At 72.1% G+C, this 16,109-nt stretch carries 14 protein-coding genes; 4 read left to right on the top strand and 10 right to left on the bottom strand.

Translation table 11 applies throughout. The features are described 5' to 3' along the window. The first annotated feature begins 113 nt into the window (after positions 1–113). Complete coding sequence (locus ACZ4SF_RS21175; RefSeq protein WP_468386542.1) at positions 114–1,685, top strand: purple acid phosphatase family protein; 1,572 nt, start codon at positions 114–116, stop codon at positions 1,683–1,685. A gap of 82 nt (positions 1,686–1,767) precedes the next feature. Here ACZ4SF_RS21175 and ACZ4SF_RS21180 read toward each other — a convergent pair whose 3' ends face one another. From ACZ4SF_RS21180 to ACZ4SF_RS21195, 4 genes are all read right to left on the bottom strand, one after another. Then, positions 1,768–1,896 (bottom strand): hypothetical protein, encoded by a 129-nt coding sequence (locus tag ACZ4SF_RS21180; protein WP_468386545.1) that lies wholly within the window; start codon positions 1,894–1,896, stop codon positions 1,768–1,770. Between the two features lie 421 nt (positions 1,897–2,317). Beyond that, complete coding sequence (locus tag ACZ4SF_RS21185; protein WP_468386547.1) at positions 2,318–2,857, bottom strand: GNAT family N-acetyltransferase; 540 nt, start codon at positions 2,855–2,857, stop codon at positions 2,318–2,320. A gap of 182 nt (positions 2,858–3,039) precedes the next feature. Then, entirely contained in the window at positions 3,040–4,671 is a 1,632-nt protein-coding gene (gene pruA / locus ACZ4SF_RS21190; protein WP_468386550.1) for an L-glutamate gamma-semialdehyde dehydrogenase, read from the bottom strand. A 39-nt stretch (positions 4,672–4,710) separates the two neighbouring features. Beyond that, positions 4,711–5,637: a proline dehydrogenase family protein gene (locus tag ACZ4SF_RS21195; protein WP_468386553.1), complete on the bottom strand. Its 927-nt coding sequence runs from the start codon at positions 5,635–5,637 to the stop codon at positions 4,711–4,713. 164 nt (positions 5,638–5,801) lie between these two features. Between ACZ4SF_RS21195 and ACZ4SF_RS21200 the strand changes: the two genes are divergently transcribed. Continuing rightward, the gene (locus ACZ4SF_RS21200; protein WP_468386555.1) at positions 5,802–7,082 is read left to right on the top strand and encodes a PucR family transcriptional regulator; all 1,281 of its coding nucleotides are present in this window, start codon (positions 5,802–5,804) and stop codon (positions 7,080–7,082) included. Here the strand turns inward: ACZ4SF_RS21200 and ACZ4SF_RS21205 are convergent, their stop codons facing one another. Further along, positions 7,083–7,463 (bottom strand): FAD-dependent monooxygenase, encoded by a 381-nt coding sequence (locus ACZ4SF_RS21205; protein WP_468386558.1) that lies wholly within the window; start codon positions 7,461–7,463, stop codon positions 7,083–7,085. Between the two features lie 98 nt (positions 7,464–7,561). After that, complete coding sequence (pdxR, locus tag ACZ4SF_RS21210; RefSeq protein WP_468386560.1) at positions 7,562–8,977, bottom strand: MocR-like pyridoxine biosynthesis transcription factor PdxR; 1,416 nt, start codon at positions 8,975–8,977, stop codon at positions 7,562–7,564. Between the two features lie 47 nt (positions 8,978–9,024). Here pdxR and ACZ4SF_RS21215 point away from each other — a divergent pair, with 47 nt between their 5' ends. Beyond that, the gene (locus tag ACZ4SF_RS21215) at positions 9,025–10,275 is read left to right on the top strand and encodes an MFS transporter (protein WP_468386562.1); all 1,251 of its coding nucleotides are present in this window, start codon (positions 9,025–9,027) and stop codon (positions 10,273–10,275) included. Between the two features lie 13 nt (positions 10,276–10,288). On the opposite strand, the gene ACZ4SF_RS21220 is transcribed toward ACZ4SF_RS21215, so the two are convergent. Continuing rightward, positions 10,289–10,873 (bottom strand): TetR/AcrR family transcriptional regulator, encoded by a 585-nt coding sequence (locus tag ACZ4SF_RS21220; RefSeq protein WP_468386565.1) that lies wholly within the window; start codon positions 10,871–10,873, stop codon positions 10,289–10,291. A 97-nt stretch (positions 10,874–10,970) separates the two neighbouring features. Here ACZ4SF_RS21220 and ACZ4SF_RS21225 point away from each other — a divergent pair, with 97 nt between their 5' ends. Continuing rightward, complete coding sequence (locus ACZ4SF_RS21225) at positions 10,971–12,509, top strand: MFS transporter (RefSeq protein ID WP_468386568.1); 1,539 nt, start codon at positions 10,971–10,973, stop codon at positions 12,507–12,509. 112 nt (positions 12,510–12,621) lie between these two features. On the opposite strand, the gene serA is transcribed toward ACZ4SF_RS21225, so the two are convergent. The 3 genes from serA to ilvN form a co-directional block, all read right to left on the bottom strand. Further along, complete coding sequence (gene serA, locus ACZ4SF_RS21230; protein WP_468386570.1) at positions 12,622–14,211, bottom strand: phosphoglycerate dehydrogenase; 1,590 nt, start codon at positions 14,209–14,211, stop codon at positions 12,622–12,624. 229 nt (positions 14,212–14,440) lie between these two features. Further along, on the bottom strand, positions 14,441–15,439 hold the full coding sequence (ilvC, locus tag ACZ4SF_RS21235; protein WP_468386572.1) for a ketol-acid reductoisomerase: 999 nt from the start codon (positions 15,437–15,439) through the stop codon (positions 14,441–14,443). A gap of 120 nt (positions 15,440–15,559) precedes the next feature. Next, positions 15,560–16,084: an acetolactate synthase small subunit gene (gene ilvN, locus ACZ4SF_RS21240; protein ID WP_201843191.1), complete on the bottom strand. Its 525-nt coding sequence runs from the start codon at positions 16,082–16,084 to the stop codon at positions 15,560–15,562. Positions 16,085–16,109 lie beyond the last annotated feature (25 nt).

The following is a 16,109-nucleotide window of genomic DNA, read 5'->3' on the forward strand; positions in this document are numbered from 1 at the left end:
GACACACCCTGTCCGGCATGCGGACACCCGGATGGGTTGCGGGTGTCGTCCCGTCGACCGGCGTTCACCCGTACGTGGGAAGGGTGTTGGGCTCCGGTGGAAGGTTCCCCCACATGGAGACCCCTGACGTCGGCATCCCTCGCCCGCTCGCCGAGCGGCTGAGCATGGCCGAGCAGTACGAGTACCTGCGCACCCGCGTGCTGCCCCGCCGCACCCTGGTGACGGCGGGCGCGCTGGCGGGCGGCCTGCTGACGGGATGTGCGGCCACGTCCAGCGGGAGGCCCGGCGCGGCCGGCACCCGGGTCCCCGCCCCGGCCGGCTCGCAGGCGCCCGGCTCGGTGGTCCGCCCGTTCGGCCGGCATCTGGCCTTCGGCGCCGACCCGGGGAAGCAGATGCGGATCTCGTGGCAGGTGCCGTTCGCGGTGAAGCGGCCGTACGTGCGCATCGGCCTGCGCCCCGACGACCTCGGGCGCCGGGTCCCGGCCGAGGTGCGCCCGCTGCACACGCCCGGCGTGCAGGGGGTGCGGCCCGCACTGGAGCAGTACTACGTGCACGCGGCCGTGGACGGTCTCACGCCCGGCACGACGTACTACTACGGCGTCGGCCACGACGGCTGGGAGCCCACCGCCGCCGCCCACCGCCCGGCCATCGCCTCGTTCCGCACGGCGCCCGCGCGTCCGGAGCGGTTCGTGTTCACGGCCTTCGGCGACCAGGGCGTGGGCCGGGCGGCGCACACCAACGACGATCTGGTGCTGCGGCAGAAGCCCGCGTTCCATCTGCACGCCGGTGACATCTGCTACGCGGACGTCAACGGGGCCGGGAAGAAGTCGGACGGCTACGACCCCGGCTTCTGGGACCTGTTCCTGAAGCAGAACGAGCCGGTCGCCCGGTCGGTGCCGTGGATGGTGACGACCGGCAACCACGACATGGAGGCCTGGTACTCGCCGGACGGCTACGGCGGCCAGCTGGCCCGGTTCTCCCTGCCGGAGACGGGCTTCGACCCGCACGGCACACCGGGCGCGTACACCTTCACCTACGGCAACGCCGCCTTCGTCGCGCTGGACGCCAACGACGTGTCGTACGAGATCCCCGCCAACCTCGGGCTCAGCGGCGGCCGGCAGACGGCCTGGCTGGACCGGACGCTGCGCCGGCTGCGGGCCGCCGACGGCATCGACTTCGTGGTCGTCTTCTTCCACCACTGCGCCTACTCCACCTCCCAGCACGCCTCGGACGGGGGCGTGCGCCGGGAGTGGCTGCCGCTGTTCGCGAAGCACCAGGTGGACCTGGTGATCAACGGGCACAACCATGTGTACGAGCGCACGGACGCGATCAAGGCCGGGAAGGTCGGCCGGCCGGTGCCCGTCGGCGGTTCCACCGACCCCACCCGGGACGGCACCGTGTACGTCACCGCGGGCGGCGGAGGCCGGGACCTGTACGGCTTCCCCTACGGCGTCAAGGACAGCTACGAGGGGCACGTCACCCGGCACGAGGCGGTGCGGACCTTCGCCTGGACGAAGAGCAAGGACCGCGCGCCGGAGACGGTGGAGTGGTCCCGGGTGCGCTACACCGGTTTCTCGCTGCTCTCGGTGGAGGTGCGGGCCGGCACGTCGCCGCGGCTCGCGGTGTCCGCGCTGGGGCAGGACGGGCAGCGGATCGACCACTTCGAGGTGCGGCGCGGCGGGTGAGGGCCACGCCGCGCCCCGCGGGGTCCTCCCGCTCGGGCGAAGCCGGGAGCGGGAGGGTGCGGCTCCCGGGCGGTGGTCCGGCTCAGTGGCCGGTCGAGCCGCCGTTGTCCCGGCGGTCCAGGGCACGCTGGAGCGCGGCGGCGGCGTTCTTGCGGTCGGACTCGCTGACGCGGGACACGTGGCGGACGCGGCGGACGGTCGTCTCGGCCATGGGAATCGACTCCTTCGGCGAACGTGGAGCACGGCAAGGGGGTTTCGAGACGCCGGAAGAGGCGGGGAGCGTCGGCCGCAGGGGTTGCCTGCACGGGCCGGCTCACGACCGCCATTCGCTGGATCGAGCGAGACGTTCGGCTCCTACAAACTTAAGCGAGCCGCCCATGTCTGTCTGCACAATTACTCGGACTTCCTACTATCTGAGACGGCGAAGCGGTTCACACCCCCCTGAGCTGCGTCTTCGTGCGTTCGGGGTACCACCGGCCGAGGGCGCGCAGGATCCGGATCAGGCCTCGTCCGGCCGACGTGGCGGCCGGTTCCGCGGTGGTCGCACAGCGAACGGATCGGGGACGCGCCGCTGCCGGTGCCGCACGGTGGCAACACCGGCAGGATCCTGGTCCGGGCCGTCGGAACCGCCGTCAGGCGATGTCACCGTCGCGCCAGTCGAGGACCAGCTCCCCGGCGGGATCGAGCGGTCCGGCGAGGGCCGGCCGCACGTACACGTCCCCCTCCTCGTCCGGCAGCCGCACGATCCCGTCCGGCGAGAGCGCGTGCACCTGCCCGGGCCACTGCTGCCAGCCCCGGGCCCGGTACAGCAGGGCGCCCTCGTCGCTCGCGGAAAGCGCGCCGACGTCGTAGGCCCGGTCGATCACCCGCTCCAGCCCGGACATCACACGCCCGCCGAGCCCGGTCCGCCGCACGTCGGCCCGTACGGCGACGGCCTCCACGTAGCCGGTGCGCAGCCAGCGCCCCCGGTGCCGCACCCGGCGCATCACGACCGAGCCGTGCGCGGCGAGCCCGGCACCGTCCTGCACGAGCGCGTGCATGCCGCCCAGCCCGTGCTCGAAGTCCTCGTCGGAGAGGTCACCGTCGAAGGCCGCGTCCAACAGGGCTCGGACGGCACGGAGTTCGGACGGGTCGAGGTCTGCGGTGTGGGCGAGGCGCGGGCGAAGGGTCATGGCGCCAGTATCGCGCCCGGCGCTCCGGCCACGGCCGGTGGCCGCCGTCCGGCCCGCCGCACGTGCCACCGGGCACGGGCCGGGAATTGGGCACGGCCCGGAGAGCCCGCTCGGGTGGTCGGGTTCTCCGGGCCGTGGTCGCAGGGGGCTGGTCAGCCCGTGTGCGGGTGGCAGGGGGCTGGTCAGCCCATGTGCGGGTAGGTGTAGTCGGTCGGCGGGACCAGGGTCTCCTTGATGGCACGGGTCAGGGTCCAGCGCAGCAGGTTCTGCGGGGCACCGGCCTTGTCGTTGGTGCCGGAGGCGCGGCCGCCGCCGAAGGGCTGCTGGCCGACGACGGCGCCGGTCGACTTGTCGTTGATGTAGAAGTTGCCCGCGGCGTAGCGGAGCTTCTCCATCGTGTACGCCGCGGCCGCGCGGTCGTTGGAGACGACCGAGCCGGTGAGGGCGTAGTCCGACACCGACTCCATCTGGGTCAGCATCTCGTCGTACTTCTCGTCCTCGTAGACGTGCACGGCGAGGATCGGGCCGAAGTACTCGGTCCGGAAGACCTCGTTCTCCGGGTCGGTGCACTCGATGACGGTCGGGCGGACGAAGTAGCCGACCGAGTCGTCATAGGAGCCGCCCGCGACGATCGTGCAGGCCGGGTCCTCCTTGGCACGGTCGATCGCGGCCTTGTTCTTGGCGAACGAACGGTCGTCGATCACGGCGCCGATGAAGTTGGAGAGGTCGGTGACGTCACCCATGGTGAGGTAGTCGACCTCGGCGGCGAACTCCTCCTTGAAGCCCGAGTTCCAGATGGAGGCCGGGATGTAGGCGCGGGAGGTGGCGCTGCACTTCTGGCCCTGGTACTCGAAGGCACCGCGGGTCAGGGCGGTCTTCAGCACGGCGCGGTCGGCGCTCGGGTGGGCGACCAGGAAGTCCTTGCCGCCGGTCTCGCCGACCAGACGCGGGTAGGAGCGGTACTTCTCGATGTTGTTGCCGACCGTCTTCCACAGGTACTGGAAGGTCTTGGTCGAGCCGGTGAAGTGGATGCCCGCGAGATCCCGGTGCTCCAGGGCGACCTTGGAGACCTCGATGCCGTCGCCGGTGACGAGGTTGATGACGCCCTTGGGCAGGCCCGCCTCCTCCAGCAGCTGCATGAGCAGGACGGCCGCGTGGGTCTGGGTCGGGGACGGCTTCCAGACCACCACGTTGCCCATGAGGGCCGGGGCGGTGGGCAGGTTCGCGGCGATCGCGCTGAAGTTGAACGGCGTGATCGCGTAGACGAAGCCCTCCAGCGGGCGGTGGTCCAGACGGTTCCACACGCCCGGCGAGTTCGCCGGGGGCTGCTCGGCGAGGATCTGACGGGCGTAGTGGACGTTGAAGCGCCAGAAGTCGACCAGCTCACAGGGGCTGTCGATCTCCGCCTGCTGGGCGGTCTTGGACTGGCCCAGCATGGTGGAGGCGGCGATGGTCTCGCGCCAGGGGCCGGCCAGCAGCTCGGCGGCGCGCAGGATGATCGCGGCGCGGTCGTCGAAGGCCATCGCGCGCCAGGCCGGCGCGGCGGCCAGAGCCGCGTCGATGGCGTCCTGCGCGTCCTGCCCGGTGGCGTTGCGCAGGGTGCCGATGACGGCCTTGTGGTTGTGCGGCTGGACCACCTGGATGGTCTCGCCGCCGCCCATCCGCTTCTCGCCGCCGATGGTCATCGGCAGGTCGATCGGGTTGCCGGCCAGCTCCTTGAGCTTGGCCTCCAGGCGGGAGCGCTCGGGAGAGCCGGGGGCGTAGCCGTGCACCGGCTCGTTGACGGGGGTGGGGACCTGGGTCACAGCGTCCATGAGATCCGTAACTCCTTGTACGTGAGCGGGTGTTCGGGCTCAGCCCTTGCTGACCATGCTGCGCAGGAAGAAGCGCAGGTTCGCGGGCTTCTCGGCGAGACGGCGCATGAAGTAGCCGTACCAGTCGGTGCCGTATGCGGTGTAGACGCGCATGCGGTGGCCCTCGGCGGCCAGTCGCAGGTGCTCGTCGCTGCGGATGCCGTACAGCATCTGGAACTCGTACTCGTCGAGCTTACGGCCGGCCTTGTGGGCCAGCTCCTGCGCGATGGAGATCAGGCGCGGGTCGTGGGACCCGATCATCGGGTAGCCCTCGCCCTCCATCAGCGTCCTCAGGATGCGCACGTAGGCCTTGTCGATCTCGTGCTTCTGCTGGTAGGCGACCTCGGCGGGCTCCTTGTAGGCGCCCTTGACCAGGCGCACGCGGCTGCCGGACGCGGCCAGGCGGCGGGCGTCGGCCTCGGTGCGGAAGAGGTAGGCCTGGATGACGCAGCCGGTCTGCGGGAAGTCCTTCCGCAGCTCCTCGTGGATGGCGAACATCGAGTCCAGGGTGGTGTGGTCCTCGGCGTCCAGGGTGACGGTCGTACCGATGGCGGCGGCGGCCTCGACGACCGGGCGGACGTTGGCGAGGGCCAGCTCGTGGCCGCCGTCCAGCGCCTGGCCGAACATGGACAGCTTGACCGACATCTCGACCCGCTCGCCGAGCTGCAGTTCCCTGAGGTGGTCGATCAGCGCCAGGTAGGCGTCCCGGGCCGCGGTGGCCTGCTCGGGGGTGGTGATGTCCTCGCCGACGACGTCCATCGTCAGCTCCAGGCCCTTGTCCGTCAGGTCCTCGATGACCGGGACGATGTCGGACACGGTCTCGCCGGGGATGAAGCGGTCGACGACCTGCTTGGTCACCGGGGCCGCCGAGATCAGGCGTCGCATCCGGTCGCTGCGCGACGCGGCGAGAATCACGGGACCCAGCACGGGGCACCTCCACAGACAAGCATCAGAACGGCCGGTACCCGACCATTCGGGTACGGCACGGAGAACCACCGTGAAACCTAAGGATCTCTCCGATCGTCGGCCATCGACAGCTGTCACGCATCCGTGCCCGGGTTCTCAGACAGATGTATGAGGACGGCCGGGAAATGCGGGAGAATGCCCGAGTGGCAGCGGAATACAGGGCGGACTACCAGGAGCTGGTGGACGAGATCTCGGAGTTGCTGGGCGCCCCGGCGACCCTGGAGAACCGCGACTTCGAGCTGATCGCCTTCGGCGCGTACGACAGCGACGAGCTGGATCCCTCCGACCTGGACCCGGTGCGCACCCGCTCGATCCTGACCCGGCGCTCCACCTCGGCCGTGCGCTCCTGGTTCGAGGGCTTCGGCATCACGCGGGCGACCGGGCCCGTGCGGATCCCGGCGAGCCCGCAGGCGGGGGTCTACCGCGGCCGGATCTGTCTGCCGGTCCGCCATCGGGGCGTCGTCCTCGGCTACGTCTGGCTGCTGGACGGCGATCCGGGGCCGACGGACCCCCAGCTGGACGCCGCCCTGCAGGTGGCGGACCGGATCGGTGCGCTGCTCGCCGACGAGGCGCAGGCCGGGGCGGGGCTGAGCCGGGAACTGCGGGCGGTGCTCACCGCCGAGCACGACTGGCAGCGGGACATGGCGGTGGCCGACCTGCGCACCGCGCTGGGCCCCCGCGCGGACGGACCGCACACGCTGGTCTGCGTCGCACCCTGGCCCTCGGCCGACCCGGACGACGCCCCGGCCGCCCGCACGATCCCCCACGCCACGGCGCTGTGCACGCTTCCGTGGGGGCCGTCGGGGCAGAGCCTCGCCGTGCTGGTACGGCTGCGGACCGCGGAGCTGAGCACGCCCGCACTGACAGCGGCCGCACGGGTGCTGCAGGAGGCCGAGGGGGACCGGGGGGCGAGCGCGGCGCGCGGGGCCGGGGCCCGGGTGGCCGCGGCCGCCTCCGCCGGATTCGCCGGCCCGGCCCGGGCCGCCGGCGGCACCGGATGCGCCGCGGGGGTCGGCGACCCTCGCGCGGGCCTCACCGACCTGGGGACGGTGTGGCGGGAGGCCGCCGCCGCGGCGCGCGCCGCACTGGCCGAGCCGCGGTTCGGCCCGGTCGCGGAGTGGGCGCGGATCGGTCCGTACCGGCTGCTGACCGGGCTGCCCCCGGAGGCCGCGCACGACCGCGTGGTCGGCCCGCTGCTCTCCCCCGCCCAGCGGGAGCTGGCCCGCACCGCGGAGGTCTATCTCGACTGCGCGGGCCAGGCCGGCCGCACCGCCTCCGAGCTGGGCATCCACCGCCAGACGCTCTACTACCGCCTCTCCCGGGTGGAGCAGCTGACCGGCCTTGACCTGGACGACGGGGAGGACCGCCTGCTGCTGCACATGGCACTGAAGCGGGCCCGGCTGTGATCACGGTGACTCCCACTGCCCGGGGCGGGGAGCGCGGTGACGGCGCGGTGGTGACGCGCGGCGGCTCACCGGCCGGCGAGCGGTGAGCCGGTGATCGCGGCGAGGGCGAAGTCGGGACCGTGCAGGGTGTCCCGGAACCGGACCCGGCCGTACTCGGGGGCGAACGCGCGGGCGGCGATCCTTGTCGGCGAGCCCGAGCCGCCGGAAGATCTCCATCGACCGCACGTTGACCAGCCGGGAGCGCGGGAACGGGGACAGCTCCCCGCGTCTCTCGACCAGCAGGGTCCGTACGCCCCAACGGGCCGGCAGCGCCCGCGCAGTGAGCCCGACGGGTCCGCCGCCGACGATCAGCACCGCCGTCTCGGCATCCGCTACGGGCATCGCGACCACGGCTCCGGGAGGGAGGTCCGGCACATGCGGTCAAATCTTCCGCACGCGCCGGCATGCCGCAATCGCTGCGTCGACCGGCCGGGCACCGGTCAGCCGAGCAGGTCCCCCACGGTCGCGATCCCCTCCGTGATCGCGCGCTCGGGCACATCGCCGAAGCCCAGGACGAGCCGGGGCGGCCGCTGGGCCCGCGAGGCGCGGCAGGCGCTCATGCCGTACAGGCCGACGCGGCGGGCGCGGGCGGCGGCGACCACCGTGTCCTCGTCCAGTCCGTCCGGCAGGTGCGCCACGGCGTGGAAGCCCGCCGCGAGCCCGGTCAGGCGTACCGCGGGGGCATGCTCGGCGAGGGCGGTGCGCAGGGCCTCCCGGCGGGCCGCGTACCGGGTGCGCATCCGGCGCAGATGGCGGTCGTAGCGGCCGGACTCGATCAGCAGGGCGAGAGCCAGCTGGTCGAGGGTGGGCGTGCCGCGGTCGGTGATCCGCTTCAGCCCGGCGAGCGGCGCGACGAGCGCGGGCGGACACACCAGCCAGCCGAGCCGCAGCGCGGGTGCCAGGGACTTGCTGACCGTGCCGATCGAGATCACACGGTCGGCCGCGAGTCCCTGGAGCGCGCCGACCGGCTCCTTGTCGTAGCGGAACTCGGCGTCGTAGTCGTCCTCGATGACGAAGCCGCCCCGGCGCACCGCCCATGCGGCCAGGGCGCGGCGGCGGGCCGGCGTCAGCACCACGCCCGTCGGCCACTGGTGGGCCGGGGTGACGACCACCGCTCCGGCGCCGGCCGCCTCCAGCGCGCGGACGTCGAGGCCGTGTGCGTCGACCGGGACCGGCAGCGCGGTCAGGCCGGCCGCGCGGGCGGCCGCCGTCACGGTGGCCGGTGCTCCCGGGTCCTCGTAGGCGACGGCGCGGACGCCGGCGTCGGCGAGGGCGTGCAGGGTGAGCCCGAGGCCCTGGACGTAGCCGGAGACGACGACCGTGTGTGCGGGTTCGGCGACGGCGGCGCGGACCCTGCGGAGATAGCCGGCGACGACCTCGCGCAGGGCCGGGCTGCCGCACGGGTCCCCGTAGTCGAGGTCCGCGGTCGGCATGGCCCGGGCGGCCTCCCGGACTGCCCAGAGCCAGTCGGCGCGTGGGAAGGAGGCCAGGTCGGGCACGCCGTGCCGGAAGTCGGCGATCAGGCGTGGGGCGGCGGCCGGTGAGGTGCCGGTGGGCGGCGGGGCGGCTGCGGCGGGCGCGGGGGCGCAGGGCGCTACGCGGGTGGCCGAACCACCGCGGGTCACCAGGTATCCCTCGGCCCGCAGCTGGGCGTAGCACTCCTGGACCAGGCCGCGGGACAGGCGGAGGGCACGGGCGAGTTCACGGGAGGAGGGCAGCCGCTCGTCCTGCCGCAGCCGCCCGCTGCGGATCGCCTCCCGCAGCTGCCGTTCCAGCTGGACACGCAGCTGTTCGCCGCTGCTCCGGTCGACGGCCAGCAGCAACTCCGGGGACAGACCGGCCCATTGCACGGGCATGGAATCGGAGCTTACCGGGGGCCCGGTCGCCGCCTAGCGTCGGCGGCATGACGACATCCGCGAACTCCGTTGCGCAGACGGCCGGTTCGGCCGCCCGGCCGCCTCTGCTGACCCGCCCGCTGTTGCTGCGCTTCGTGAGCATGGTCGGCGCCTCGGTGAGCTTCTACCTGCTGCTGTCGGCCGTTCCCGCCCATGCCGGAGCGGCCGGAGGGCGCGGTGCGGCGGGCCTGGTCACCGGGGCGCTCATGCTGTCCACGGTGCTGGGCGAACTGATCGCGCCCCGGATCGTCGCCCGGTACGGCACCCGGGGGCCGCTCATGGCCGGGCTGTTCCTGCTCGGCTGCCCTGCCCTGGCTCTGCCCGTGTCCGCCCAACCGGCCTGGGCCGTGGCGATGTGCCTGGTGCGGGGTCTGGGGTTCGCGGTCACGCTCGTCGCGGGCGGCGCCATGACCGCGGCACTGATCCCGGCGCAGCGCCGGGGCGAGGGGCTCGCGCTCGTCGGAGTGGTCGGCGGGGTGCCGTCCCTGGTCGCGCTGCCGCTCGGGGTGTGGCTGGCCGGGCACGCGGGGTACGGGGCGGTCGCCGTGGCGGCGGGGGCGGCCGCACTGGTGGCGATCGTGTCGGTGCCCGGCCTGCGGCACGAGGAGCCCGCCGGGCCGGCCTCGTCCCGGGATGCGGGCCGGCGGGCCGTCGGCATGACCGCCGCCCTGCGCACCGCGGGTCTGCTGCGCCCGGCCCTCGTCCTCGCCGCGACCGCGCTCGCCGCCGGCATCCTGGTCACGTTCCTGCCGCTCGCGGCCCAAGCCGCCTCGGCGGGTGCGGTGACCGCGGCCCTGCTGCTGCATCAGGCCGCCGCGACGGCGGCCCGCTGGGCCGCCGGCCGGTACGGCGACCGGCGGGGTTCCGGGCGGCTGGTCGTGCCGGGGCTGATCGTGTCGGCCGCGGGGATCGCGCTCACCGCGGCGACCTGGAGTCCGGCCGCCTTCGTCGCCGGAGCGCTGGTTTTCGGGGCCGGCTTCGGGATCACCCAGAACGCCACCCTCACGCTCCTGTACGGCCGGGTCTCCGGTCCCTCCTACGGCACGGTCACCGCCCTGTGGAACCTCGCCTACGACGCCGGCATGGGTGCGGGGGCGGCGGCGTTCGGCGTGCTGGCCGGGCACACGGGCTATCCGTGGGCGTTCGCGGCGACGGCCGCGGTGATGCTGGGCGCGCTGGTCCCGGCGGTGCGGGACCGTACGCCGGCCGCTGATCCCCGTACGACGGGGACGGCGGACGGGCGGGACGACGCCGGCTGAGCCGGCGGCCGGATCAGTCCTTGCGGACTCCGGCGATCACCCGCCGCAGCCCCTCCGTCAGCTGCTCGGCGGTACTGGCCGAGGCCGGGTCGAAGAGCCACTGGACCATGAGGCCGTTGAGCAGCGTCTGGTAGACGCGGCCCTCGGTCTCCACCGCCTCCTGGTCGAGTTCCGCCTCCGGGATGCCACTGAACATGGCGACGAGCCCCGCGCGGCCTTCTCTCTGCGCCTCGGCGAGGAGCTTGCGCACCTCCTCCAGACGCTCGTCCTGGAACATCAGCTCGAAGCTGAGCAGCCAGATCGCGCGGGACTCGGGCACCGTACGGATGATGCTCGTCCACACCTCCTGGAAGCGCTCCAGCGACCCGGGAGGCTGTGTCACCTTTCCACCGAGACCGGGGTCGAACCGCTCGCCCACGCTCTCGATCAGCGAGATGTAGGCCTGCACCAGCAGCTCGGCCTTCGACCCGTAGTGATAGCCGATCGACGCCAGGTTCGTCCCCGACTCCTTGACGATGTCCCGCGCGGTCGTACGCAGGAACCCCTTTTCCAGCAGGCAGCGCTTGGCGCCTTCGAGCAGATCCTCACGGTGTCCCATGCGCCCACCCTACTCCGCCGTCCATACAACTGTCCTAGACGCGTGACTTATACATTCGTTCTAGACAAGCGTTTAAGACGCTTGTACGGTTCTCGGCATGACGAACTCGACGAGCACCACCTCCGCCGGCGCCGAAAACGCCCCCGTCCGCGCCGGACGCCGCGAGTGGACCGCGCTCGGTGTGCTGATGCTGCCGCTGCTCCTGGTCTCGATGGACGTGTCGGTCCTGTACTTCGCGACCCCCGCGATCAGCGCCGACCTGCATCCCAGTGGCACCCAGCAGCTGTGGATCTTCGACGTCTACGGCTTCGTCCTGGCCGGCCTGCTGATGACGATGGGCTCGCTGGGCGACCGCATCGGCCGCCGCAAGCTCCTCCTGGCGGGCGCCGCGGCCTTCGGCGGCGCCTCCCTCCTCGCGGCCTACGCGAACAGCGCCGAGACCCTGATCGCGGCCCGCGCGATCCTCGGCATCGGCGGCGCCACCCTGATGCCGTCCACGATGGCCCTGCTGCGCACGCTGTTCACGGACCCGGCCCAGCGGGCGAAGGCGATCGGACTGTGGTCCGGCGTGATGACCGGCGGCATCGCCCTCGGCTCGGTGATGAGCGGCATCCTGGTCGAGCACTTCTGGTGGGGCTCCGTCTTCCTGGTCAACCTGCCCGCGATGGTCCTGCTGCTGGGCCTCGGCCCGGTGCTGCTGCCCGAGTCGAAGAACCCCGAGCCCGGCCGCTTCGACTGGCTGAGCGTCCCGCTGTCGATGGCCGCCGTGCTCCCGGTCATCTACGGCCTGAAGGAGATCCCCTCCGAGGGCTGGCACCCGCAGTACGTCGTCTCGGTCACCGTCGGTCTGCTCTTCGCCGCCCTGTTCGTCCACCGCCAGCGCACCAGCACATCGCCGCTGATCCCGCCGGCCCTGCTGAAGGGCCACGGGTTCGCCCCGGCGCTGGTCCTGAACCTCGTCGCCGCCCTCGCCATGCTGGGCTCGGCGATCTTCACCACGCAGTACCTGCAGTCGGTCCTCGGCAAGGGCCCGCTCGCCGCCGCACTGTGGAGCCTGCTGCCCTCGGTGTTCATCGGTCTCGCCGGTCCCCTCACCGCGCAGCTCGTCCAGCGTGGCGTCAACCGGGGACACGTCGTCGCCGGCGGCTTCGCGGCCATGACGGCCGGTTACTCGCTGCTCGCCCTCATCGGCACCGACTCACTGTGGCTGGTGCTGACCGGCGCAGGGGTCCTGGCCTGCGGAATGGTCGCGATCACGTCCCAGCTGGTCGACCTCGCCATGAGCAGCGCCCCGGTGGAGCGGGCGGGCACGGCCTCCTCGCTGCTGGAGATGGGCACCGAGTTCGGCGGCGCGCTCGGCATGGCGGTCCTCGGCTCCATCGGTACGGCGGTCTACCGCCACGAGATGCCGTCCACCGCGCCGGACGCGGCCCGCGAGACCCTCGGCGACGCCCTCGTCACGGCCGCGCACCTGCCCGGCCGGACCGGTGAGTCCCTGATCGCCACGGCCAGGGAGGCGTTCACCAGCGGCTTCCAGGCCGCGGCGATCGCCGGGGCGGTTCTCACGGCGCTGGCGTCGGTGGGCGCGGCGGTGAGCCTGCGGAAGGCCGGGGCCGAGGCCGGGGGCGACCGGTAGGACAGCACGGAAAAACGCCGGACGGGCTGAGAAATCTCAGCCCGTCCGGCGTTCTCGGAGGAACGAGTTCATCCCTCCCGGCCGACCGGGTCGGCCGGGAGGGTGGGCGAACTCAGACCAGGTTCACCGAGCGGGCGGACGTCGCACCGATCTCGGAGGCCACCTCGGCCAGCACGCCGGAGGTCACCGTGTCGTCGACGGTGAGCACGGCCAGCGCCTCGCCGCCCGCGCGGGCACGGGCGACCTGCATGCCGGCGATGTTGATGCCCGCCTCGCCGAGGATGCGGCCGACGGTGCCGACGACACCCGGACGGTCCTCGTAGCGCAGGACGACCATGTGCTCGGCGAGCGCGAGGTCGACGTCGTAGTCGCCGACCGCGACGATCTTCTGGACGTGCTTCGGGCCGGCCAGCGTGCCGGAGACCGACACCTCCTCGCCGGTGCCCAGGGTGCCGCGCACGGTCACCACGTTGCGGTGGTCGGCGGACTCGGAGCTGGTGGTCAGGCGCACCTCGACACCGCGCTCCTGCGCGAACAGCGGGGCGTTGACGTACGACACCGTCTCGTCGACGACATCCTCGAAGACACCCTTGAGCGCGGACAGCTCCAGCACCTTCACGTCGTGCTGGGTGATCTCGCCGTAGACCTCGACGTCCAGCCGTACCGCCACCTCACCGGCGAGCGCGGTGAAGATGCGGCCGAGGCGCTCGGCGAGCGGCAGGCCCGGCTTGACGTCCTCGGCGATGACACCGCCCTGGACGTTGACCGCGTCCGGCACCAGCTCGCCGGCGAGGGCGAGGCGGACGGACTTGGCCACGGCGATACCGGCCTTCTCCTGCGCCTCGTCGGTGGAGGCGCCCAGGTGCGGGGTGCACACGACCTGGTCCAGCTCGAAGAGCGGGGAGTCGGTGCACGGCTCCTTGGCGTACACGTCGAGGCCGGCGCCGGCGACCCGGCCCTCCTTCAGCGCCGCGAACAGCGCCGCCTCGTCCACGATGCCGCCGCGGGCCGCGTTGACGATGCGCACGCTCGGCTTGACCTTGCGCAGCGCCTCGTCGCCGATGAGGCCGAGGGTCTCGGGGGTCTTGGGCAGGTGGACGGTGATGAAGTCGGAGACCTCGAGCAGCTCGTCCAGGGACAGCACCTTGACGCCCATCTGCGCAGCCCGCGCGGGCTGCACATAGGGGTCGTAGGCGACGACCTTCATGCCGAAGGCCGACATGCGCTGGGCGACCAGGGCACCGATGCGGCCCAGGCCCACGACGCCCAGCGTCTTCTCGGCCAGCTCCACGCCCGTGTACTTGCTGCGCTTCCACTCGCTGTTCTTGAGCGCGGCGTTGGCCTGGGGGATGTTGCGGGCGGTGGAGAGGATGAGACCGCAGGCCAGCTCGGCGGCGGTCACGATGTTGGAGGTCGGGGCGTTGACGACCATCACGCCGGCCTTGGTGGCGGCGGAGACGTCGACGTTGTCCAGGCCGACACCGGCCCGCGCGACGACCTTGAGCTTCCTCGCGGCGGCGACGGCCTCGGCGTCGACCTTCGTGGCCGAGCGGATCAGGATCGCGTCCACCTCGGCGATGGCCGGCAGCAGTTCGGCGCGGTCCGCGCCGTTGCAGTGCCGGATCTCGAAGTCCGGACCGAGTGCGTCGACGGTGGCAGGCGACAGCTCTTCAGCGATGAGTACGACGGGTTTCGAGCTCACGTGAGTCCTCACATGTGCGATGCGGACGGCCGTCCCGACGGCCGCAGGCGGAGGAGGGGGGCTAGCCGCGGAAGACGCACGACGCTGTGGGCCTGACGCGTTGTTGTGCAGCAGTCTAGTAGCGGGGCGGGGATCGTATTACGCCTCCACGGAAGGATCACTCGTGCGGCGCTGGACGGGGTGGACAACAGGGGCCGGAGCAGTCCGCCCCGGCCCCTGTCCTCAAGGCTTACGCCTCCTCGTCGACCCAGCTCATCAGCTTGCGCAGCTGCTTGCCGGTGGTCTCCAGCAGGTGCTCGGAGTCCTGCTGCTTGTACTCGTTGTACTTCTTCAGGCCGCCGTGGTACTCGTCCATCCAGTTCCTGGCGAAGGTGCCGTCCTGGATCTCGGCGAGGACCTGCTTCATCTCGGCCTTGGTGGCGTCCGTGATGATGCGCGGGCCGGTGACGTAGTCGCCCCACTCGGCGGTCTCGGAGACGGACCAGCGCATCTTCTCCAGGCCGCCCTCGTACATGAGGTCGACGATCAGCTTCAGCTCGTGCAGGCACTCGAAGTAGGCGATCTCCGGCTGGTAGCCGGCCTCGACCAGGGTTTCGAAGCCCGCCTTGACCAGGGCCGCGGTGCCACCGCAGAGGACGGCCTGCTCACCGAACAGGTCGGTCTCGGTCTCCTCGGTGAAGGTGGTCTTGATGACGCCGGCGCGGGTGCCGCCGATGCCCTTGGCGTACGACAGGGCGAGCGCGAAGGCGTTGCCGGAGGCGTCCTGCTCCACGGCGGCGATGCACGGGACGCCGCGGCCCTCCTCGTACTGACGGCGGACCAGGTGGCCCGGGCCCTTCGGGGCGACCATGCAGACGTCCACGCCGGCCGGGGGCTTGATGAAGCCGTAGCGGATGTTCAGGCCGTGGCCGAAGAACAGGGCGTCGCCGTCCTTGAGGTTGTCCTTGATCGACTCCTCGTAGACCTGGGCCTGGATCGGGTCCGGGACCAGGATCATGATGACGTCGGCCTCGGCGGCGGCCTCGGCCGGGGTCACCACGCGCAGGCCCTGCTCCTCGGCCTTGGCCTTGGACTTCGAGCCCTCGTGCAGACCGACACGCACGTCCACACCGGAGTCACGCAGCGACAGGGCGTGGGCGTGGCCCTGGCTGCCGTAGCCGATGACCGCGACCTTGCGGCCCTGGATGATGGACAGGTCGGCGTCGGCGTCGTAGAACAGCTCGGCCACTTTGGGTTCTCTCCTTGATGTGCAGGTTGTGCGTCCCACCGTATGACGGTGGGCGGGACGGAAGTTCCGGGGTCTCGGCATACGGGCGACCGGCGCTTCTGCGGCCGCCCGTTTTCAGCCTTACGCAGATCGGTCGAGCGCGCGCAGCGAGCGGTCCGTGATCGAACGGGCACCGCGGCCGATCGCGATCGTGCCGGACTGGACCAGCTCCTTGATGCCGTACGGCTCCAGCATCTTGAGCATGGCGGACAGCTTCTCGCCGGATCCGGTGGCCTCGATGGTCACGGCCTCCGGGGAGACGTCCACGGTCTTGGCGCGGAACAGCTGGACGATCTCCACGATCTGGGAGCGGGTCTCGTTGTCGGCGCGGACCTTCACCAGAACGAGTTCGCGCTGGACGGCCTGGCCCGGCTCCAGCTCGACGATCTTCAGCACGTTGACGAGCTTGTTCAGCTGCTTGGTGACCTGCTCCAGCGGCAGGTCCTCGACGCCCACCACGATGGTGATGCGGGAGATGTCGGGGTGCTCGGTGACACCGACCGCGAGCGAGTCGATGTTGAAGCCGCGGCGGGAGAACAGCGCGGCGATCCGGGCGAGGATGCCCGGCGTGTTCTCCACCAGGACGGAGAGCGTGTGCTTGGACATTGGTTCTGCTCTTCCTTGCCTGTTG

Source organism: Streptomyces sp. NPDC027663 (assembly GCF_055566415.1).